This is a genomic window from Enterobacter sp. 3U4, from assembly GCF_057224565.1.
This window is the reverse complement of sequence record NZ_CP136665.1, coordinates 2092112-2110401: the sequence shown is the minus strand read 5'-3', so window position 1 is coordinate 2110401 and position 18290 is coordinate 2092112. Positions and strand designations below refer to the sequence as shown.

Here is an 18290-nt window from a genome sequence, read left to right as displayed (position 1 = left end):
AATCGTATTAAACAGCAGGCAGCGGCAGGCGCTGTTCAATGATCCCGCCGCCCAGGCAGATCTCACCGCTGTAGAAGACAGCGGACTGACCCGGGGTGACGGCTGCGACCGGCTCGTCGAAACGCACGTCAATGCGATCGTCATCAAGCGCGGTAATGGTGCAAGGAATATCGGTCTGACGGTAGCGGGTTTTCACCGTGCAGCGCAGCGTGCCTTTCAGCGGCTCACGATCGACCCAGTGCAGCTGCTGCGCGATAAGGCCAACGGACATCAGACGCGGATGATCGTGACCCTGAGCAACAACCAGAATATTGTTTTCGACGTCTTTGTCGACAACATACCATGGATCTTCACTGCCTTCTTTGGTCCCGCCGATACCCAGCCCTTTACGCTGGCCGAGCGTGTGGTACATCAGCCCCTGATGCTGGCCAATCTCTTCCCCGTCGACGGTGACAATTTTACCCAGCTGTGCAGGCAGGTAACGTCCGAGGAAATCGCGGAATTTGCGCTCGCCGATGAAGCAGATGCCGGTAGAGTCTTTTTTCTTCGCGGTGATCAGGTCCAGCTCTTCGGCGATTTTACGCACCTGCGGCTTTTCCAGCTCGCCGACCGGGAACAGGCTCTGGGCGATTTGCTCGTGGCTCAGCGTATAGAGGAAGTAGCTTTGATCTTTGTTGCCGTCCAGACCGCGCAGCAGCTGGCTTTTGCCATTCACGTCTGCGCGACGCACGTAGTGACCGGTCGCGATGTAGTCTGCGCCCAGATCTTCCGCGGCGAATTCCAGGAAGGCTTTAAATTTGATCTCTTTGTTGCACAGAATATCCGGGTTCGGCGTGCGGCCCGCTTTGTACTCTTCCAGGAACAGTTCAAAAACGTTGTCCCAGTATTCTGCGGCAAAGTTAACGGTGTGCAGTTCAATGCCGAGCTTATCGCACACGGCCTGCGCATCGGCGAGATCCGCAGCGGCAGTGCAGTATTCCTCGCCATCATCTTCCTCCCAGTTCTTCATGAACAGGCCCTCCACCTTATAGCCCTGCTGCTGTAACAGGTAGGCGGAAACGGAGGAATCGACACCGCCGGACATGCCGACGATTACTTTTTTCTGGCTGTTATCTGACATGGAATACTCACGACATTGAACTTCAAGGCGGCGTATTCTATCACGCCCCCCCACCATTGACACCCTCTGTAAACGGCCAGTTAAATGCGCCGATAACGTCCAGCGGCAAGCGGTTGGCAGACTGCCAGCAGCGAATGCTTTCCGCAACCAGCGGCGAGCGCAGGTTTGGCGCGTTCAGGATCTCGTCGGCGGTGACCCACAGACAGCGGTCGATATCATCATCCTGCGGCTCAGTGGCGCACGTTTCGCTAAGCTCAACGGCAAATAAAAAACGCAGGAACGGGGTGTGATCCGGCGCGATCCACTGGTGCATACGGATGAAGTGCTGGGGCTCAGCGTGAATGCCGGTCTCTTCCCACAGCTCGCGTTTCGCCGCCTGCAGCAGGGTCTCATTGGCTTCAAGGTGTCCGGCAGGCTGGTTCCACAGCGCTTTGCCGTTAATGCTCTCTTCGACAACAAGGAATTTACCCCTGGCGTGGACCACGCAGGCAACCGTGACATGAGGTTTAAACATAGTGACTCCTTAAGAGGTAACGTCGCGCCATTCGCCGTTTGCCAGCGTTTCCAGGGTGTAGCTGCCCATGGCGTAGCGAATCAGACGCAGGGTTGGGAAGCCGACGTGCGCGGTCATGCGGCGAACCTGGCGGTTGCGGCCTTCATAAAGGGTAATTTTGAGCCAGCTTGTCGGAATGGATTTGCGTTCACGGATCGGTGGATTGCGCGGCCACAGCCACTCCGGTTCATTCACGCGTTCAATACCTGCGGGCAGGGTTGGGCCGTCGTTCAACGTCACGCCGCTGCGTAGTGCTGCGAGCGTCGCTTCATCCGGCTCGCCTTCGACCTGGACGAAGTAAATTTTGCCGGTGCGTTTTCCCGGCTGCGTGAGCTTCGCCTGTAAAGCGCCGTCGTTGGTCAAGACCAGCAGGCCTTCGCTGTCCCGGTCCAGACGCCCGGCCGCGTAGACGCCCTGAACAGGTATATAGTCCTTCAGCGTGCTGCGCCCGGCTTCATCGGTGAACTGCGGCAAAACATCGTAGGGTTTATTGAACAAAATAACCCGCTTCGGCTGGGTTTCCTGCGGTCTTCTGGCGGCTTGTCGCGAGCTGAATCGCTCAACCCGGTGTTTTGTAAAAGAAGTTTTCTTCATGGTATTTTCAGGCGTTATCAATTGCCGCATTATAGCCTAATAACGAAGACCTTTCATGGCGCAGGACAATCAGGTACTATCGAAGGGCTCATTACAATTTATTAACATAAGATCAGTAACAACCAGAAGCGCTCGAAGGAGAGGTTAATGGAAAGCAAAGTAGTTGTTCCGGCGGAAGGTAAAAAGATCACCCTGCAAAACGGCAAGATTAACGTTCCTCACAATCCGATTATCCCGTTCATCGAAGGTGACGGTATCGGTGTAGACGTTACCCCGGCAATGCTGAAAGTGGTTGATGCCGCTGTTGAGAAAGCCTACAAAGGCGAGCGTAAAATTTCCTGGATGGAAATTTACACCGGTGAGAAATCTACTCAAGTTTATGGCCAGGACGTCTGGCTGCCAGCAGAAACGCTGGACCTGATCCGCGACTACCGCGTTGCTATTAAAGGCCCACTGACGACGCCGGTTGGCGGCGGTATCCGTTCCCTGAACGTGGCACTGCGTCAGGAGCTGGACCTGTACGTGTGTCTGCGTCCGGTTCGTTACTATCAGGGCACTCCTAGCCCGGTTAAGCACCCTGAACTGACCGATATGGTTATCTTCCGCGAAAACTCAGAAGACATCTACGCGGGTATCGAATGGAAAGCGGACTCTGCTGACGCAGAAAAAGTAATTAAATTCCTGCGCGAAGAGATGGGCGTGAAGAAAATTCGCTTCCCTGAGCATTGCGGTATCGGCATTAAGCCGTGCTCCGAAGAAGGGACCAAGCGTCTGGTGCGTGCAGCCATCGAATATGCAATCACCAACGACCGTGACTCTGTGACCCTGGTTCACAAAGGCAACATCATGAAGTTCACCGAAGGCGCATTCAAAGACTGGGGCTACCAGTTGGCGACAGAAGAGTTCGGCGGTGAGCTGATCGACGGCGGCCCGTGGCAGAAGATCAAGAACCCGAACACCGGCAAAGAGATCATCATTAAAGATGTGATCGCCGATGCGTTCCTGCAGCAGATCCTGCTGCGTCCTGCTGAATACGACGTAATCGCCTGTATGAACCTGAACGGTGACTACATCTCTGACGCCCTGGCAGCCCAGGTTGGCGGTATCGGTATCGCCCCTGGCGCGAACATCGGTGACGAGTGCGCCCTGTTCGAAGCGACCCACGGTACTGCACCAAAATACGCAGGTCAGGACAAAGTGAACCCAGGCTCTATCATCCTGTCCGCAGAGATGATGCTGCGTCATATGGAATGGTTCGAAGCCGCAGACCTGATCGTTAAAGGTATGGAAGGCGCGATCAACGCGAAAACCGTAACTTACGATTTCGAACGTCTGATGGAAGGCGCTAAGCTGCTGAAATGCTCAGAGTTTGGCGACGCGATTATCGCGAACATGTAATCCAGATTCTGGGTTAAACAAGAGCGGGGGCCTGAGGGTTCCCGTTTTTTTTGCCTCTGCCTGCGGGAGACAACACGATGTTAGCCACTGTCCTTATCGCTGTCGTTGCACTCATTCATCTCTACATTCTCGTGCTGGAAATGTTCCTGTGGAATACCAAAACAGGGCATAAGGCCTTTAATCTGCGTCCCGAGTTTGCGCGCGACACCCGCGTGCTGGCCGCAAATCAGGGGCTGTATAACGGTTTTCTGGCGGCCGGTCTGCTCTGGAGCCTCTGGCTCGGCGAAAAGGGGATTCAGGTGGCCATCTTTTTCCTGGCCTGCGTGTTGATTGCCGGACTTTTTGGCGCGGCCACCGCCAGCCGAAAAATTTTGTATGTACAGGCCGTGCCCGCGCTCGCAGCGCTGCTTGCGTTACTCATCTGAAGCAATGCTTTGGTTGAGATAACGCGTCCGATATACTCTGACGTTCCCCTTAAAGGCCAGAGACGAGACTGTTATGAATAACGATATCCCACTGAAATATTATGACATTGCCGATGAGTACGCGACGGAAGCCGCTGAGAAAGTTGCGGAGTCTGAGCGCGACGCGCTGGCGCACTATTTCCAGCTGCTGCTCACCCGCTTAGCGAATAATGAAGAGATCAGCGAGGAAGCCCAGCAGGAGATGGCCACTGAAGCCGGGATCCGTGCGGGTCGCATTGATGATGTTGCGAACTTCCTCAATCAATGGGGAAATGAATAGCCTGCCTCAAAAACCGTTATGCTGATGCTTTGCGATACAGCTCAGCATCACGCTATCGGACCACATGCATTTTTTCCGCAGAATATGCGAAGCGGGTTTATCGATAAGCAGTGCGAAAATAACGATCAGAAAGAACAGTACCACTGGAAAAAGTAAGGATAATTTCACGTTTTTAACCAAAATAAGAGTGTGCTTCAGGGTAATCTACCGTCTGAATATGACGACTATATGTTTTGGCGGAAAAAATAGAAATGCCTGAGTGTAAAAAAACGCGCATGGCAGGCTTCTGGTTACGGGGCGACGCCGGTGAGTCGCTTCGCCAGCTCGCTCCGGGTGAGTGCTTTTGAAAAATACCATCCCTGGATAAGGGCATCGGGATATCTGTCCGCAATGAAGCAATATTGAATTTCATTTTCCATGCCCTCGAAAACAAGTGTTTTATTCAACTTCGCAAGGGCATCGCTGAAGATAACAAAGATGTTTTGCTTATAATGCTCGCTGATGCCATCCACCAGCGACTTATCAATTTTAATTTCATCATATTCAAGCTGCGACAGCCGGGCCAGATTTGAATTCTGTACGCCAAAATCATCGATTGAAATTTTAACGCCAAGCGACTTCAGTTCCTGACAGAACCCCTCGAGGATATCCGCCGCGGAAACGGCTTTCTCGGAAAGCTCGACCTTCATCAGGGAAAGGGGGAGGCGATTGGCTAAGCACTCACGACGCAAAATGTTAATAAACTGTCCGTCTTCAATTTCCTTTCGCCCAACGTTGATTGAAACGATCAGCTGATGCTTAATCGCCAGTGGGGCAATTTCTGAAAGGGATTTTCCGATAATATTGCTGTAATATTTTTTATACAGACCGATTTTCTTAATTAATGGGATGAACAGCTCCGGCGAGACGTCTCCATGCTTTTGATCGCGCCATCGCGAAAGAACTTCTACGCCCACGATTTTTTGATCGCGAATACGAATAATGGGCTGATAATTAACGCTGAAGGTATTCGTAATCACGGCTTTGATCAGCGTGCGTTCCAGCGAAAAACGGTCTTCATAGAGACGGAAGATAAATAACGTTATCGCGACCCAGATAAAAAAGAGTATGACCGCGAGAAACGTAAAGATAAACGGGGGGAGCGAGGCCAGTCCGGCATCGTGGTGTTTTACAATCACGCATAAATCCCACGAGGCGCTGCACTGTGTAATGGTCAGGGTGAACAATGTCGCATGCAGCCAGCTCCGCGGCTTCAGCTCAGGGGCGGCTGAAAAAAAGGTCCGGCCAAAGTCCTTCGTGGTGGCGCTCAGAGAATAGCTTGCGGTAACCGGGGTGAATTTATCGTAAGCATAGCGGGAGGTGAAGATAATAATATTATTATAAATTGCCGCATTGCCTGTGAAAAAGTCTTTTCTGGAAAATTGCGCCAGGAGAAAACCTCTCGGCGTTTTATGCAGTTCCGCAGGAAGTGGAACGGGCGTCGCGAGTTTACCCCAAAAAGCGGTACAGACAATTTTTCCTTTTTCGATGAAACCGATATCGCTGAAATAGAGGTTATTAAGCTTTATTTGCCTGTAGCTATCAAGACTGGTTTTATCACATCCCTGCGTCGTTATGCTTTTGAGGCCTTGCGCCACGCTTTGGGACAGATCTTCTGAATAATGTAAAAGGGTCTGGGATATTTCAAGCTGTTTGGTTTTTTGCTGACCGATGATAACCACGTTGACCGCATAAAGAGACAGGATGACCAGAAGCGTTGAAACGATCGCAACGGCAATGCGCTTTTTCATTTTCCAGTTATCCTGTCCGCTCCCTGATTTCACAAATCTTAACACAGCCTGGGCAAGGCACAAGCCTGATAGTCACGTCTGGTGAGCAAATTTGGGCGCGTGAACTCATACGAAAGCATCAGTTTTTTAAGACAATTCTCAGCTAAGCTATTTTTATTGTGATAAGCAACGCTGGGTAAACCACGGGTTCTTCTTTCCGATCCTCCATGCTTGTTTATTCTATTAAGGAAAACATCGTGCGTAACGTGATGATCCCTGTTCTCAGTGCCTTGTTTCTTTTTCTGATCGGCATACTGATTATTAACTGGCAGCTATGGCAGATGGCGAAAATGAATAATGTTCATACCGCCACGGTAAGCACCCAGAAAATAGAGAGCATTCTGTCGGAAGCCGTCAGTGCGGCCAGCACGGCGAAGCGCGTTGCGGAGCAGGGGTGTAGCAGCAGCGGACAGCTGGCGCTAGGGACAGAAGCCGCGCTGAAACCGCATCTGCGCGCCATCATGATTCAGCAGCAGGGAAAAATCATCTGTACTTCCCTTCCCGGGAATGGCGTTTTGATTGTGCATCCGGAGACGTTACCTGAACAAAAATTAATGCTGTTACCCGGTAATCGACTGGTGAACGGCATCCCGGTGCTTGTCTTCCAGATGCCCATCGCGGGAGGGCGCGTCATCGTCAGCGTCAGTGATGCGCATTTGCAGGACGTCATCGCGAACGCATCAAACAGCGTTGAGCTCGGGTTGGTTGTCGGCGACAGGATGTTTACGCGCAACGGTGATGTGACCGGCTGGAAAGCGGCCTCGTGGGCGGGGTCACTTACGACCTCTTCGCTCTTCCCCTTTAGTCTGGCCTGGCAACCGCCTGCCTTTTTTAGCCTGACGCGGCTACTGCAACAGGGATGGAGCCTGATCCTGCTGATTCTCGCGCTCTCCGTGGCGGTGGGCATTTTGATCCGCCGCTACAAGGGGAAAAGCACCACCTTTGAAGACGATTTGCGTAAGGCCATTTTGCAGGGAGAGATCGTGCCTTATTACCAGCCGATCGTGAACGGCGATACCGGCGGGTTATACGGTGTTGAAGTCCTGGCAAGGTGGAAGCATCCCAAGTCAGGCTTTATCCCGCCGGACGTCTTTATCCCGATAGCTGAACGTAGCGGGTTGATTATTCCTCTGACCAAAGGGTTAATGGCGAAAGTGGTGACCCAGCTTAAGCCGCTTTTGCCTAAGCTACCGGACGGGTTTCATATCGGGGTGAACATTAGCGCCAGACACATCAATGCACCTTCCTTCATCGGTGACTGCCGCGTCTTCGGAAACGGGTTTCAGGGTAAAGAGGTCAAACTGGTTCTCGAGGTGACCGAGCGTGAACCGCTGATTGATAATCCACACCTCGTGGAAAACCTCAACATGCTGCATAAAGCGGGTTTTGTTATTGCCCTGGATGATTTTGGTACGGGTTATTCCGGTCTGTCATGCCTTAATGCGCTTGCCATAGATTATATTAAAATTGATAAAAGCTTTGTGAACCGGGTTTCAGATGAAAAGGACTCAACGATCCTGCTGGACTGCGTCATTGAGCTGGCGAAAAAACTCTCATTGCGCATTGTGGCTGAAGGCGTAGAAACGAAAGCGCAACTGGAGTATCTCAACCGTAATGAGATTACCCTGTTGCAGGGTTATTATTTTGGTAAGCCCGTCTCCTATATCGATTTTATTAAAGTCATTTTATCTAAGCCCCGGGAGACGGTTAGTTTGTAAAACGAAATTAAGACGAGCTTCTGTTGTATGCTTAAGTGCAATTCATTTTCCTCTTATCCTGAGCTTTGTTACAGTGACAAGAGTTGTCAGCCAGGGATATCAGGCGTGATAAGGTGGAAAAGCTCGTGCATGTGAAAAATACTTTTTACACAACAACCATTACCGTCATCATTGTCTCATTGATCATCTCGCTGGCGCTTGCTGTCCAAATTGCCACGTCCAGACAGCAGTCAATCCAGCAAATTAATACCAGCGTCGCTAACCTGAGCCATACCCTTGATGTCTACACCGAAGGGATCATGCGCCAGAGTGAAATGTTAATTACTACCGTTTCCGACATAATCGAAATTTATGGCATGACCCCGCAGCAGGCGACCAATATTCAGCACATGATCAATAATCAGGATAACCTTCTTACCCAGATTAATAATGTGGTTGTTTACAATGCTCAGGGCGATATCTTTACCGCGCTGCATGAAAGTTTTACGGGGCCACGTAAAGGCTCGGACAGAGATTTTTTTATCTATCATAAAGCAAATAAAAATCAGGCGATTTTTATTGGGGAGCCGGTGGTAAGCAGAACCAATGGCAAATGGGTTATCACCATCAGCCGGCGCCTTGAAACCCAGACCGGGGCATTTAACGGTGTGGTGGTGGTGACGCTGGGTATCGAAAACTTTCTGGCGCTCTACGGTCAGATTAATATCGGTCACTCGGGCGTCATCGGCTTAACGACGCAAACAGGCGTGCTGCTGGTCCGGTATCCCTTTAAAAATACCTATATCGGCACGATTGTTTCTGATTCACCGCTCTTCAGGAAATATCTCAAGGTACAAAATACGGGGATAGCCAGCTCCATCTCGCGGTTTGATAAAATCGAGCGCATCTATGCCTATGAGAAAAACAGACGCTACGGACTGGTCACCACCGTGGCGGTTAGCATTGATGAAGCCCTTGCCCCCTGGCGCAAGCAGGCGATTCAGCTGGCGGTACTCATTTTCGTGTTCACGGCGATACTCATCGTAGCGTCATACTTCCTGTATTCCGACCTGTCCCGAAAAACACGTGATAACAAAGCGCTGAAGATTATTGCCTCAGAAGATGCGTTGACCGGGCTGTACAATCGCCGCGTCTTTGATGAAAAAATCCTCTCGGACATCGCTAAGTGTGCCGCGCTTGACGCGCCGATTTCGATACTGATCGTGGACGTGGACTACTTCAAAAAATACAACGATAACTACGGCCATCCGGAAGGGGATCGGTGTCTGGCTATGCTCGGAAATAGCCTCAGGGAGAGCCTTACCCGTGATAATCAGCTTGTGGCGCGATACGGCGGAGAGGAGTTTGCGCTGATATTGCCGGATACGGATATTCAGGAGGCGCTTCGTCTGGCCCAGACGATTATTCGCAATGTGTTCTCGCTGCAAATCGCCCATGCCTTTAGCCCCTTCGGCCGGGTGACGGTAAGCGTCGGGATTTCTACCGCCCGTGCCGTCGACATCGCAGGCAGCCAGCAAAATATCATTATTGCCGCAGACCAGGCGCTCTATCAGGCGAAACGCGCGGGACGTAACCGGTACGCGTTTGTTGGGGAATGAACTTAAAAAAAAGCCCACTCAGGAGTGGGCAAGAAATACTGGAAGCAATGTGAGCAATGTCGTACTGAATACCCGAGTATTTCTCTCAACTATTCAGTGTTGAGAAAGATAATCTTTCTCAACAAAAGATGCAACCCCACAGTTTATGTGGCACGCTCTTTTTGTTGATGAATAATTACGCACTCTCTCACTGTGATGCTTATCACAAATTTCCTTTCTGAAATCCTGTGCTATTCTTTTTGTGTCGTTGATTTAATGACAAAAACCATACAGAGAGGAAAGTTATGGGAATTTTATCCTGGATTATCTTTGGGCTTATTGCGGGTATTCTGGCGAAGTGGATCATGCCGGGCAAAGATGGCGGTGGGTTTATCGTCACCGTAATACTGGGTATTGTCGGCGCGGTAGTCGGCGGCTGGATCAGTACGCTGTTCGGTTTTGGCAAAGTCGATGGCTTTAACTTCGGCAGTTTCGCCGTCGCGGTGATCGGTGCTCTGGTTGTTCTGTTTATCTACAGAAAGATCAAAAGCTAAGTTCTGAAAGCGTTGAAAAAGGCTGCCGGATGGCGGCCTTTTTACGTATCGGGTTTACCACCAGCCAAGCTGCGTGCCGGCAAACGCTGCGATAGCAACGATCAGCATAATGACGGTTGTCTTGCGCATTTATGCCCCTGGAGCCGCGTAGCCGCCGACAAAAAACCACGCTAAAAAAACCACCGCCGTTATAAAAATAACGACCGGGAAGAGGATCCCTATTCTCATACCATCACCTGTTTCGGTTTCAATAACGCCGTAGAGTGTACGGGGTTAATCCATAGGGAGAAAGCGCGTTTTGCTTTTTCCTTTCTTATCCTGATACATCGCCATATCCGCAGCGCGTAACGCGCTGTCAGGATCGGTTGCGGCAGGGTCCACTTCGATAACGCCGAAGCTGGCGCCCGGATAAATAATATGAACGCTGCCCAGCCAGTATTCGCCGGCGATACAGGCGCTGAGGCGCGTTTTGAGCAGCGTAAGCTGCGCGTTATCCCCCTCCTGGTGGGGCTGGCTCAGCGATGCGACCAGAAATTCATCGCCACCCAGACGACCGATAATATCGTCCTGCTGCTTCTCTTCGGTCAAACGCTTACCCACATCTATCAGGAACTGGTCGCCAGCCTCGTGGCCGTAACGATCGTTAATCAGCTTGAAATCATCCAGATCGATAAACGCGATGATGGCGTTACGCTTCAGGTGCCGGGCCAGAGAAAAGAGGGTGGTCAGATCTTCAAAAATGGCGCGACGGTTGGGTAGACCGGTAAGGGCATCCGTATATGAGTGCGCGATGAGGGCCGCATTGGCTTCGCGAAGCTGGGTCACCAGCGACTCTTTCTGAATGGACTGGGCAATCAGCCCGGCGAAGAGCTTCAGAACCTGTTCACCGCGCTCGCTTAGCGGCTTTCTGGCCGTGCTGGTGGCGCAGAGCGTTCCGTAAAGTGAACCATCCGCAAGATGGACAGGAATACTCATGTAGGTGGTAATGCCAAGCGCTTTTGCGGCTTCACACTCGGGCCAACGATCGGGCACGTCATTGCTGAACATCGTGTCACTATCCAGCGCGCGTTTGCACAGCGTCTCATCCCACGGGACGCTCAGCCCCTCGGGGATTTTCATCTGCTTGCTGTTGCGGGCGTAGAGGATGTGCTGCAGCCGCGCCTCGATATCCACCTTGGTCAGGTAGGTCGACTCCATGTCGGTGACAATTTCCAGCATCTCCAGCAGCTGGCGAACGAGGCTTTCAAGGGATTGCTCGGTGGCAAGGGTTTCTGAAACGCGAGCGAGGATAAGATCCGACATGACGTAGAATGACTCCCAGGCAGAAGACGTCTGCATCTGCATGTTATGCTGAGTTTTTAGGCTTCAGGCATAGTAAAACACGAATACAGAAAATTTAATATATGCAGGGGGCGGGCAGCAGGCGAGAAAAAAAGCCCCGTTGTTGAGACCGGGGCAAAGACATCTTGATTACGGAATGATGTTCTCTGGTCATATCGAGAACACGCCACACTATAGTGCTGAAAAGTGCAGTTAAAATGGAGAAATCATGGAGAACGCGGCGATGACCCGTTACCCTTAGGCTGTAATGCCGTCAAAAGGATCAATGAGATGAGATTTCTGCTTCTGGCGCTGGCGCTTCCCCTGGCCGCCTGCACCGCAAAAACTACGCCACCCGATGCGCCGAAACCGCCGCACGTTATCGGTATGGCGAACCCGGCCTCCGTCTACTGCCTGGAGAAAGGCGGGGAACAGATCCCGGTTCAAAGCCCGCAGGGCGTTCGCACCGAGTGCAAATTACCGGGTGGCGAAGTGATCGATGAATGGACGCTCTATCGTCGCGATCGTCCACAACCCACCAGGTGACAGACGGATACCGCCTGCGATACACTTCTCTTTAGGATTAATCTTAGCCAGTTTCTGGCGTTCGTTTCCGCGAGAGAAGTATGTTTCAGCTAAAACCGGGCAGCATGGCGATGATCGTGGGTGCCCGCACGGCGTCAGGCCGTCGCAATATAGGTAAATCTGTTGAGCTGTTTGGCCTGTGCCAGCCTGGCCTGCGTTTCGTTAACCCGGTCAACGGCGTGATGACGCAATTGCCCACAACCGCCGATCGCGCGCTCTGGCTGGTGACGGGAGATGTTTACGCCTTTGACAACCAGCACGGCTTTGCGTTTGTCCGCCCCGAACATCTGATGCCGCTCACCCCGGATGACGCACCGCAAATTCTGAATGAACTGGCGATCGGCTGATCACAGATGGCGCAGCCAGTCGGCTAAGACCAGGGCGTGGTTTTGCTCCGCGTTTTTGGCAGCAAAGAGCAGGGTGACGCTCTGCCTTTGTGCCAGCGTCGCCAGACGCACGCCCTCGTCAGCATGCTGCGCCAGCTCTTCCCGATAGGCCTGGCTGAAGGCGGTGAAATCAATGGTTTCGCTATGAAAAGCCTTGCGTAGTTCAGTTGAGGGCGCGAGCGCTTTACACCATTCGTCATACATGAGATCCGTTTTTTTTATCCCGCGCGGCCACAGCCTGTCCACCAGTACCCGATAGCCGTCGTCAGGGGCTGCCTGTTCATAAACGCGTTTGCACTGAATCATGATTCCACCCTCCAAATTTAAGGTATTGTGATAACTGCAAAAGATCGGTAGTCTGAGGTTCCTTATGTTATCTGATAATACTCTGGCATAAGGAACCTTTCATGGAACACCTCCCGGTTAAAACGACGCTGCGCATTGCGCTGGTTGGCGATTACAATCCCAGTGTAATTGCGCATCAGGCGATCCCGCTTGCCATTGACGACGCCGCCGCAGTGCTTGACCTCACCGCCGATTACGACTGGCTTGCCACCACGGAGCTGACAAGCCCTGAAGATCTGGTGGGCTACGATGCCATCTGGCTGGTACCCGCCAGCCCCTATAAAAACACCGAGGCCGCTTTTATCGCCGCGCGCTATGCCCGTGAAAACAGCATCCCGTTCCTGGGCACCTGCGGCGGGTTCCAGCATGCGCTGATTGAGTATGCCCGAAACGTGCTGGGCTGGGCTGATGCGGCACACGCTGAGACGGATACCGAAGGCACCATGGTGATTGCGCCGCTGACCTGCTCGCTGGTGGAAAAAACCGATGCGATTGAACTGCGCAGGAATACGCTGATCGCCAAAGCGTACGGCAAGCCTGAAATTGAAGAGGGATATCACTGTAACTATGGCGTGTCGCCGGCGTTTGCGCAGGCGCTGGAAAGCGGTGATATGCATGTTACGGGCTGGGACGATCGGGGAGAAATTCGTGCCGCAGAACTGGTCACGCACCCGTTCTTCGTGATCACCTTATTCCAGCACGAGCGTGCTGCGTTGGAAGGACGCCCGGTCGTGCTGGTGCAGGCGATGCTGCGCGCGGCGCGCGATTCATAACGTCGCCGCTTTTCTTGCCGGGTGGCGCTGCGCTTACCCGGCCTACATATCAACAGATTGCACAATTCAGCGCAGCGCCGCTGGCGAAACGCGGGTCTGCCACACTGTTTAACGGGGTGCGATCTCCCGGTCTCGCCCGGCTAAGATGCCGCAGAGGGCCATTATCACGGCGGCCAGCGCGCAGCCCAGAAGCGGGATCCGCCAGTCTCCCGCGCTATCGTGAATTTTCCCCATTAGCGGAGGGCCGCAGGCGGCGAGCAGATAGCCAATCGACTGCGCCATGCCTGACAACGCCGCCGCCTGGTGCGCAGTGCTGGCGCGCAGACCGATAAACGTCAGGCCGAGGATCATCGTTGCCCCTGTGCCAAAGCCAAATACCAGCGTCCACATGACCGCCATGCCTGGCATAAACCATAATCCCGCCGCGCTTATCGCGCACATTAGCGCCACCGCGCCTGCGATCGTCCGCTGATCTTTCAGACGGTGGAGGATCAGCGGAACGGCGAGTCCCGGCACGGCCGTGGCCAGCTGCAGCAGACCGTGCACCGAGCCGGCCTGCGCTTCGCTGTAGCCGTGGCTCAGCAGTATCGCCGGCAGCCAGCCGATGATGACGTAGTAAATCAGCGAGTTAATCCCTAAGAAAAGCGTTACCTGCCAGGCGAGGGCCGAGCGCCAGATCGCGCGGTTATGCAGCGCGCCTGCGCCCGTTACCGTTGCGACATGTTTCTGACGCCACTGCGGCAGCCAGAGCAGCAGTGCCATCAGCGGAAACGCCATCAGCATCAGCAGCGCGCCATGCCAGCCCGCATTCCCCTGTGCCAGGGGAACAATCATCGCCGAGCCAAACGCCGCCGAGACGCCCATCGTCAGGGAATAGGCGCCGGTGAGCTTCGCCACCTGGCCTGGAAAATCACGCTTAATTAATCCGGGTAACAGCACGTTCCCGAGCGCAATACCGCAGCCGACGATCGCCGTTCCGGTGAAAAGCAAAGCGGCGGAAGGCAGTGAGCGAACGGCAATCCCGGCGCAAATCAGCAGCAGGGCGATAAACAGGCTGCGCTCCATGCCGATACGCCGGGCAACGCCTGCGGCGAGCGGCGAGACGAGAGCGAAAGCCAGCAGGGGCAGGGTGGTCAGCAGACCGGTTTGCGCCGTGCTTAAGCCATAATCAAGACGAATAGTGTCGAGCAGCGGGGCTGCGCCGGTAAAGGTGACGCGAAGCGTAGTGGCAATCATCAGGATGCCTGCAATCAACAGCGCGCCGTGTTTTCCTGAGGTGCGAATAGCAGTAGTCATTATGTTCTCATACGTTCAAGCGAGCGCTCACAATACCGATTTTCTCAGCGGTTGAAATCAGGCTAAAATGACAGTTTATCGCTAATATCGGACAAACTGATGATTGGTCTGGGACTGGACGGCTATGACCCCGATAGCCAGCACGATGCGGCCGTCGCATTTCGCATCCGCGTGGTGGCGGAGGAACAATATATTCCCCGACATCATCACCGTAAGGGGCAGCTGATTCTGGCCCTCGGCGGCGCAATCACCTGTGAAGTGGAAAATGCGATGCTGATGGTGCCGCCCCAGTACGCCGTCTGGATCCCCGGGCAAATGCCGCATAGCAACAGGGCCACGCCGGGCGCACAGCTCTGCTTTTTGTTCATTGAACCGGGTGCCGCCAGCTTGCCCGACCGCTGCTGCACCCTGAAAATCTCTCCTCTGGTGCGGGAGCTGATTTTATCCCTGGCGGAAAAATCGCGTGAACAACTTCCTCTTGCGGCCACATCGCGCCTGGTGGACGTCCTGTTTGACGAGCTGCCGCTCCAGCGGCAGGAGCATCTGCAGCTGCCCGTCTCGCCGCATCCCAAAATCAGGCTGATGAGCGAGAAGATGGCGGAAGAGCCTGCCGCCTGGCAGACGCTAACGCAGTGGGCGAGCCACTTCGCCATGAGCGAACGCAGCCTGGCGCGGCTGGTGGTGAAAGAGACCGGCTTAAGCTTTCGCCGCTGGCGTCACCAGCTGCAGCTGATTGTGGCATTACAGCACCTGATCGGCGGGAAATCGGTACAGCAGGTGGCACAGTCACTGGGCTATGACTCAACCACCGCGTTTATCACCATGTTCAGGAAGGGATTGGGCCAGACGCCGGCGCGTTATATGGCCAGCCTGACTACGACTTCCCGATAAACAGAGAGACAAGGCCTGCCGCAATCAGCGGCCCCACCGGCACGCCGCGAAAGAGCGCCACGCCCAGCACGGTGCCCACCAGCAGGCCCGCCACCAGCGAGGGCTGGCTGCTCATCAGCGTAACGCCGCGTCCGCCCAGCCACGAAACAAAAATCCCCACCGCGATCGCCACCAGCGATTTCCAGTTTACAAACGAGTGCAGCAGCGTTGAGGCGGGAAGGGTGCCGCTGGCGATCGGCGCCATCACCCCGATGGTTAAGATGATTATCCCGATGGTGAGACCTTGTTTTTCTATCCACGGGAAAAAGGTATTTAACGGGGTCACGCGCACAATAATAAGCACCAGAATCGAGATGGCGACTGTGGTGTTATGGCTGACAAAGCCGAGCGCGGCCAGTGCCAGAAGAATGAGCAGAGTAGGGTCAAACATAGGGAATCCTTGCCAGAAAAATTGTTCTGTTTACTGTACGCGCAAACGCGGCAGAGAACAGTTTTAAAAAGATTTTGTCGTTGTCATAACCTTGTCATTTACGCAGATTAAAACGAAAGCAGATATCGCAAAAGGGGTCGCCATCATGAACGATCACATGTTTGTTGAAACGCTGATTATCTCCTCATCGTTTTTCGCTATTGCCGCTATTCTCGTTGCCTCCGTGCTTTTTCTGGAACGAAAAGGCTGACAGGAGCGCCAGCCATCGCAGTTACGCTTTATGGAAGGTGACGAGCTCAGGACGGGCGATGCGCAGGTAGTCCTGGGTATCCATAATCACGGATTTCTCCAGCAGGCCGGCGTTAAACGCGATTTCGTCAAAGCGCTCAAACAGCAGCGGGTCAGCAACCAGCGCCAGGTCAGGATGAAAGCTAAAGGGCGGGATAGCGCCGAAAACGCAGGCGGTCAGGGCATCGACTTCGGCCGGGCTGGCGAGGGAGGCCTTTAGCCCGCCAAAATGGCTGGCAAGCTGGCTCAGGTCAGCCTGTAGGTCGGCGGCCAGAATCGCCAGAACGTGTTTTTTTACGCCGTTTCCCTTCACCTTGCAGACCAGTGCTTTGGCGCCTTGCCGCAGATCGGTTCCGCGAATTTCACTTACCGCTTCACATTTCCCGACCGCCTCGTGCTCCATAACGCGAAACCGCGCGCCCTGCTCGGTGAGTAAGGTAATGAGCTGCTGGTGGGTTCCTGTTCCAATAACGTCGTCAGTCATAACGATTTCCCGGTGATAATCCAGTATGCAGCGTTCTACATTAGCACGGGATGAGCGGGGTCGAAAGAAAACAGCCAGCGCGTTCGCTGGCTGTTGGGTTATGCGTTGCTGGTAGAAGATTGCTTGTGGAACAGCTCCCTGAACACCGGATAAATATCATCCTGATCACGGATATGCTGCATGGCAAAATTATCGAACATCGCCTGCAGATGCTCATACTCCCGCCACAGGGTCTGGTGCGCGCGGCGGGTGATTTCGATATAGCTGTAGTAACGCACGACCGGCAGAATTTTCTTCGCCAGGATCTCATGACACAGCGGCGAGTCGTCGGCCCAGTTATCGCCGTCCGACGCCTGCGCAGCATAAATATTCCACTGCGACGGGTCGTAACGCTCTTTCACCACTTCATCCATCAGCTTCAGCGCGCTCGAGACGATGGTGCCCCCGGTCTCCTGCGAGTAGAAGAACTCATGTTCATCCACCTCCTTCGCCTGGGTGTGGTGGCGGATATAGACCACCTCCACGTTCTTATAGGTTCTGCTCAGGAACAGGTAGAGCAGAATATAAAAACGCTTCGCCATATCCTTGGTGGCCTGATCCATCGAGCCGGACACGTCCATCAGACAGAACATCACCGCCTGGCTGGAGGGCTCAGGGCGTTTTTCGTAGTTCTTGTAGCGCAGGTCAAAGGTGTCGATGAACGGTACCCGTTCGATCTTCGCCCTCAGCTCTGCAATCTCTTTACGCAGGCGCTCCTCTTCCAGCAGTTGCGCCGGTTCCGTGTTTTCCACCACCTTAAGGCTGCTCTCCAGCTCGCGAAGCTCGCGCCGTTTTCCTGCCGTCATGGCCGTGCGTCGCGCCAGCGAATTCTGCAGCGAACGTACGACGCTGATGTTGGCGGGCACGCCGTTGGCGGTATAGCCCGCGCGGTGGGTTTTATATTCATTAAGCTGACGATGCTGATTCTTTTTCAGATTCGGCAGCGCCAGGTCTTCGAACAGTAAATCGAGATATTCATCTTTCGAAATCTGGAAGACAAATTCGTCCTGACCTTCACCGTCCTGGCTGGCCTGTCCCTGACCGCTTCCTGAACCACCGCCGCCGCCCTGAGGACGCTCAATTCTGTCGTTCTGAACGAAGTGGTCATTACCTGGGTGTACGCGATGGCGCAGGCCGCCTCGCCCCTGATGAAACATCGGTTCGCTGATGTCATCGGTGGGGATGGAGACAGACTCGCCGCTGTCGACGTCGGTCACCGAGCGTTTGTTGATGGCCTCGGAGATAGACTGTTTAATTTGCGCTTTATAACGACGCAAGAAGCGCTGGCGGTTCACCGTGCTCTTGTTTTTGCCGTTAAGACGCCGGTCAATAAACCAGGTCATATACCCCCCGTACTGCATTTGCC

At 53.7% G+C, this 18290-nt stretch carries 22 protein-coding genes; 11 read left to right on the top strand and 11 right to left on the bottom strand.

Annotated elements, in window-relative coordinates:
* Positions 1–7: 7 nt before the first annotated feature.
* From mnmA to rluE, 3 genes are read right to left on the bottom strand one after another with little or no spacing between them, the layout of a single operon-like run.
* Positions 8–1120, bottom strand: a complete 1113-nt coding sequence (gene mnmA / locus RVY89_RS10000) for a tRNA 2-thiouridine(34) synthase MnmA (RefSeq protein WP_484827696.1) — start codon at positions 1118–1120, stop codon at positions 8–10.
* Between the two features lie 40 nt (positions 1121–1160).
* Positions 1161–1634: an NUDIX hydrolase gene (locus tag RVY89_RS09995; RefSeq protein WP_484827695.1), complete on the bottom strand. Its 474-nt coding sequence runs from the start codon at positions 1632–1634 to the stop codon at positions 1161–1163.
* A gap of 9 nt (positions 1635–1643) precedes the next feature.
* Positions 1644–2297 carry a 23S rRNA pseudouridine(2457) synthase RluE gene (gene rluE / locus RVY89_RS09990; protein WP_484827694.1) on the bottom strand — a complete coding sequence of 218 codons (654 nt, stop codon included), beginning with the start codon at positions 2295–2297 and terminating at the stop codon, positions 1644–1646.
* A 117-nt stretch (positions 2298–2414) separates the two neighbouring features.
* Between rluE and icd the strand changes: the two genes are divergently transcribed.
* The 3 genes from icd (at position 2415) to RVY89_RS09975 (ending at position 4409) form a co-directional block, all read left to right on the top strand.
* Complete coding sequence (icd, locus tag RVY89_RS09985; RefSeq protein ID WP_003857898.1) at positions 2415–3665, top strand: NADP-dependent isocitrate dehydrogenase; 1251 nt, start codon at positions 2415–2417, stop codon at positions 3663–3665.
* Positions 3666–3742: 77 nt separating this feature from the next.
* Positions 3743–4090 (top strand): DUF1304 domain-containing protein, encoded by a 348-nt coding sequence (locus RVY89_RS09980; protein ID WP_371897729.1) that lies wholly within the window; start codon positions 3743–3745, stop codon positions 4088–4090.
* Positions 4091–4163: 73 nt separating this feature from the next.
* Entirely contained in the window at positions 4164–4409 is a 246-nt protein-coding gene (locus RVY89_RS09975; RefSeq protein ID WP_484827693.1) for a DUF2543 family protein, read from the top strand.
* 290 nt (positions 4410–4699) lie between these two features.
* On the opposite strand, the gene RVY89_RS09970 is transcribed toward RVY89_RS09975, so the two are convergent.
* Positions 4700–6199 carry an EAL domain-containing protein gene (locus RVY89_RS09970; protein WP_484827692.1) on the bottom strand — a complete coding sequence of 500 codons (1500 nt, stop codon included), beginning with the start codon at positions 6197–6199 and terminating at the stop codon, positions 4700–4702.
* 236 nt (positions 6200–6435) lie between these two features.
* On the opposite strand from RVY89_RS09970, the gene RVY89_RS09965 reads away from it, so the two are divergent.
* The 3 genes from RVY89_RS09965 to RVY89_RS09955 all read left to right on the top strand — a co-directional run bounded on the left by RVY89_RS09965 (position 6436) and on the right by RVY89_RS09955 (position 10087).
* Complete coding sequence (locus RVY89_RS09965; protein WP_484827691.1) at positions 6436–7956, top strand: EAL domain-containing protein; 1521 nt, start codon at positions 6436–6438, stop codon at positions 7954–7956.
* Positions 7957–8069: 113 nt separating this feature from the next.
* Positions 8070–9554, top strand: coding sequence for a sensor domain-containing diguanylate cyclase (locus RVY89_RS09960; protein ID WP_484827690.1), 1485 nt, complete (start codon positions 8070–8072; stop codon positions 9552–9554).
* 284 nt (positions 9555–9838) lie between these two features.
* Entirely contained in the window at positions 9839–10087 is a 249-nt protein-coding gene (locus tag RVY89_RS09955; RefSeq protein WP_008500746.1) for a GlsB/YeaQ/YmgE family stress response membrane protein, read from the top strand.
* Positions 10088–10216: 129 nt separating this feature from the next.
* Here the strand turns inward: RVY89_RS09955 and RVY89_RS09950 are convergent, their stop codons facing one another.
* Both RVY89_RS09950 and RVY89_RS09945 read right to left on the bottom strand, forming a co-directional pair.
* Positions 10217–10315, bottom strand: coding sequence for a YoaK family small membrane protein (locus RVY89_RS09950; protein WP_014883431.1), 99 nt, complete (start codon positions 10313–10315; stop codon positions 10217–10219).
* A 45-nt stretch (positions 10316–10360) separates the two neighbouring features.
* Entirely contained in the window at positions 10361–11389 is a 1029-nt protein-coding gene (locus RVY89_RS09945; protein WP_484827927.1) for a sensor domain-containing diguanylate cyclase, read from the bottom strand.
* Between the two features lie 309 nt (positions 11390–11698).
* Between RVY89_RS09945 and RVY89_RS09940 the strand changes: the two genes are divergently transcribed.
* Positions 11699–11953 carry a putative hemolysin gene (locus RVY89_RS09940; RefSeq protein WP_126786202.1) on the top strand — a complete coding sequence of 85 codons (255 nt, stop codon included), beginning with the start codon at positions 11699–11701 and terminating at the stop codon, positions 11951–11953.
* 80 nt (positions 11954–12033) lie between these two features.
* Complete coding sequence (locus tag RVY89_RS09935; RefSeq protein WP_484827689.1) at positions 12034–12339, top strand: nuclear transport factor 2 family protein; 306 nt, start codon at positions 12034–12036, stop codon at positions 12337–12339.
* On the opposite strand, the gene RVY89_RS09930 is transcribed toward RVY89_RS09935, so the two are convergent.
* Complete coding sequence (locus tag RVY89_RS09930; RefSeq protein WP_484827688.1) at positions 12340–12684, bottom strand: DUF488 domain-containing protein; 345 nt, start codon at positions 12682–12684, stop codon at positions 12340–12342.
* A 101-nt stretch (positions 12685–12785) separates the two neighbouring features.
* On the opposite strand from RVY89_RS09930, the gene RVY89_RS09925 reads away from it, so the two are divergent.
* Complete coding sequence (locus RVY89_RS09925) at positions 12786–13496, top strand: CTP synthase C-terminal region-related (seleno)protein (RefSeq protein ID WP_484827687.1); 711 nt, start codon at positions 12786–12788, stop codon at positions 13494–13496.
* A gap of 108 nt (positions 13497–13604) precedes the next feature.
* On the opposite strand, the gene RVY89_RS09920 is transcribed toward RVY89_RS09925, so the two are convergent.
* Complete coding sequence (locus RVY89_RS09920) at positions 13605–14792, bottom strand: CynX/NimT family MFS transporter (RefSeq protein WP_484827686.1); 1188 nt, start codon at positions 14790–14792, stop codon at positions 13605–13607.
* A gap of 99 nt (positions 14793–14891) precedes the next feature.
* Between RVY89_RS09920 and RVY89_RS09915 the strand changes: the two genes are divergently transcribed.
* Entirely contained in the window at positions 14892–15683 is a 792-nt protein-coding gene (locus RVY89_RS09915; RefSeq protein ID WP_484827685.1) for an AraC family transcriptional regulator, read from the top strand.
* On the opposite strand, the gene RVY89_RS09910 is transcribed toward RVY89_RS09915, so the two are convergent.
* Positions 15667–16113 carry a DUF441 domain-containing protein gene (locus tag RVY89_RS09910; RefSeq protein ID WP_024908579.1) on the bottom strand — a complete coding sequence of 149 codons (447 nt, stop codon included), beginning with the start codon at positions 16111–16113 and terminating at the stop codon, positions 15667–15669. The two genes, RVY89_RS09915 and RVY89_RS09910, sit on opposite strands and share 17 nt — an antisense overlap.
* 145 nt (positions 16114–16258) lie before the next feature.
* Here RVY89_RS09910 and yoaI point away from each other — a divergent pair, with 145 nt between their 5' ends.
* On the top strand, positions 16259–16363 hold the full coding sequence (gene yoaI / locus RVY89_RS09905; protein WP_111965575.1) for a small membrane protein YoaI: 105 nt from the start codon (positions 16259–16261) through the stop codon (positions 16361–16363).
* Between the two features lie 21 nt (positions 16364–16384).
* On the opposite strand, the gene RVY89_RS09900 is transcribed toward yoaI, so the two are convergent.
* On the bottom strand, positions 16385–16885 hold the full coding sequence (locus RVY89_RS09900; protein WP_008500735.1) for a YbaK/prolyl-tRNA synthetase associated domain-containing protein: 501 nt from the start codon (positions 16883–16885) through the stop codon (positions 16385–16387).
* Positions 16886–16983: 98 nt separating this feature from the next.
* On the bottom strand, positions 16984–18267 hold the full coding sequence (locus RVY89_RS09895; protein ID WP_371897718.1) for a YeaH/YhbH family protein: 1284 nt from the start codon (positions 18265–18267) through the stop codon (positions 16984–16986).
* Positions 18268–18290: the final 23 nt, after the last annotated feature.

What these genes read in the sequence shown, in the direction of transcription:
- mnmA (WP_484827696.1), bottom strand. Translation starts at nt 1,120, where the DNA reads ATGTCAGATAACAGCCAGAAAAAAGTAATCGTCGGCATGTCCGGCGGT.
- RVY89_RS09995 (WP_484827695.1), bottom strand. Translation starts at nt 1,634, where the DNA reads ATGTTTAAACCTCATGTCACGGTTGCCTGCGTGGTCCACGCCAGGGGT.
- rluE (WP_484827694.1), bottom strand. Translation starts at nt 2,297, where the DNA reads ATGCGGCAATTGATAACGCCTGAAAATACCATGAAGAAAACTTCTTTT.
- icd (WP_003857898.1), top strand. Translation starts at nt 2,415, where the DNA reads ATGGAAAGCAAAGTAGTTGTTCCGGCGGAAGGTAAAAAGATCACCCTG.
- RVY89_RS09980 (WP_371897729.1), top strand. Translation starts at nt 3,743, where the DNA reads ATGTTAGCCACTGTCCTTATCGCTGTCGTTGCACTCATTCATCTCTAC.
- RVY89_RS09975 (WP_484827693.1), top strand. Translation starts at nt 4,164, where the DNA reads ATGAATAACGATATCCCACTGAAATATTATGACATTGCCGATGAGTAC.
- RVY89_RS09970 (WP_484827692.1), bottom strand. Translation starts at nt 6,199, where the DNA reads ATGAAAAAGCGCATTGCCGTTGCGATCGTTTCAACGCTTCTGGTCATC.
- RVY89_RS09955 (WP_008500746.1), top strand. Translation starts at nt 9,839, where the DNA reads ATGGGAATTTTATCCTGGATTATCTTTGGGCTTATTGCGGGTATTCTG.
- RVY89_RS09950 (WP_014883431.1), bottom strand. Translation starts at nt 10,315, where the DNA reads ATGAGAATAGGGATCCTCTTCCCGGTCGTTATTTTTATAACGGCGGTG.
- RVY89_RS09945 (WP_484827927.1), bottom strand. Translation starts at nt 11,389, where the DNA reads ATGTCGGATCTTATCCTCGCTCGCGTTTCAGAAACCCTTGCCACCGAG.
- RVY89_RS09940 (WP_126786202.1), top strand. Translation starts at nt 11,699, where the DNA reads ATGAGATTTCTGCTTCTGGCGCTGGCGCTTCCCCTGGCCGCCTGCACC.
- RVY89_RS09935 (WP_484827689.1), top strand. Translation starts at nt 12,034, where the DNA reads ATGTTTCAGCTAAAACCGGGCAGCATGGCGATGATCGTGGGTGCCCGC.
- RVY89_RS09930 (WP_484827688.1), bottom strand. Translation starts at nt 12,684, where the DNA reads ATGATTCAGTGCAAACGCGTTTATGAACAGGCAGCCCCTGACGACGGC.
- RVY89_RS09925 (WP_484827687.1), top strand. Translation starts at nt 12,786, where the DNA reads ATGGAACACCTCCCGGTTAAAACGACGCTGCGCATTGCGCTGGTTGGC.
- RVY89_RS09920 (WP_484827686.1), bottom strand. Translation starts at nt 14,792, where the DNA reads ATGACTACTGCTATTCGCACCTCAGGAAAACACGGCGCGCTGTTGATT.
- RVY89_RS09915 (WP_484827685.1), top strand. Translation starts at nt 14,892, where the DNA reads ATGATTGGTCTGGGACTGGACGGCTATGACCCCGATAGCCAGCACGAT.
- RVY89_RS09910 (WP_024908579.1), bottom strand. Translation starts at nt 16,113, where the DNA reads ATGTTTGACCCTACTCTGCTCATTCTTCTGGCACTGGCCGCGCTCGGC.
- yoaI (WP_111965575.1), top strand. Translation starts at nt 16,259, where the DNA reads ATGAACGATCACATGTTTGTTGAAACGCTGATTATCTCCTCATCGTTT.
- RVY89_RS09900 (WP_008500735.1), bottom strand. Translation starts at nt 16,885, where the DNA reads ATGACTGACGACGTTATTGGAACAGGAACCCACCAGCAGCTCATTACC.
- RVY89_RS09895 (WP_371897718.1), bottom strand. Translation starts at nt 18,267, where the DNA reads ATGACCTGGTTTATTGACCGGCGTCTTAACGGCAAAAACAAGAGCACG.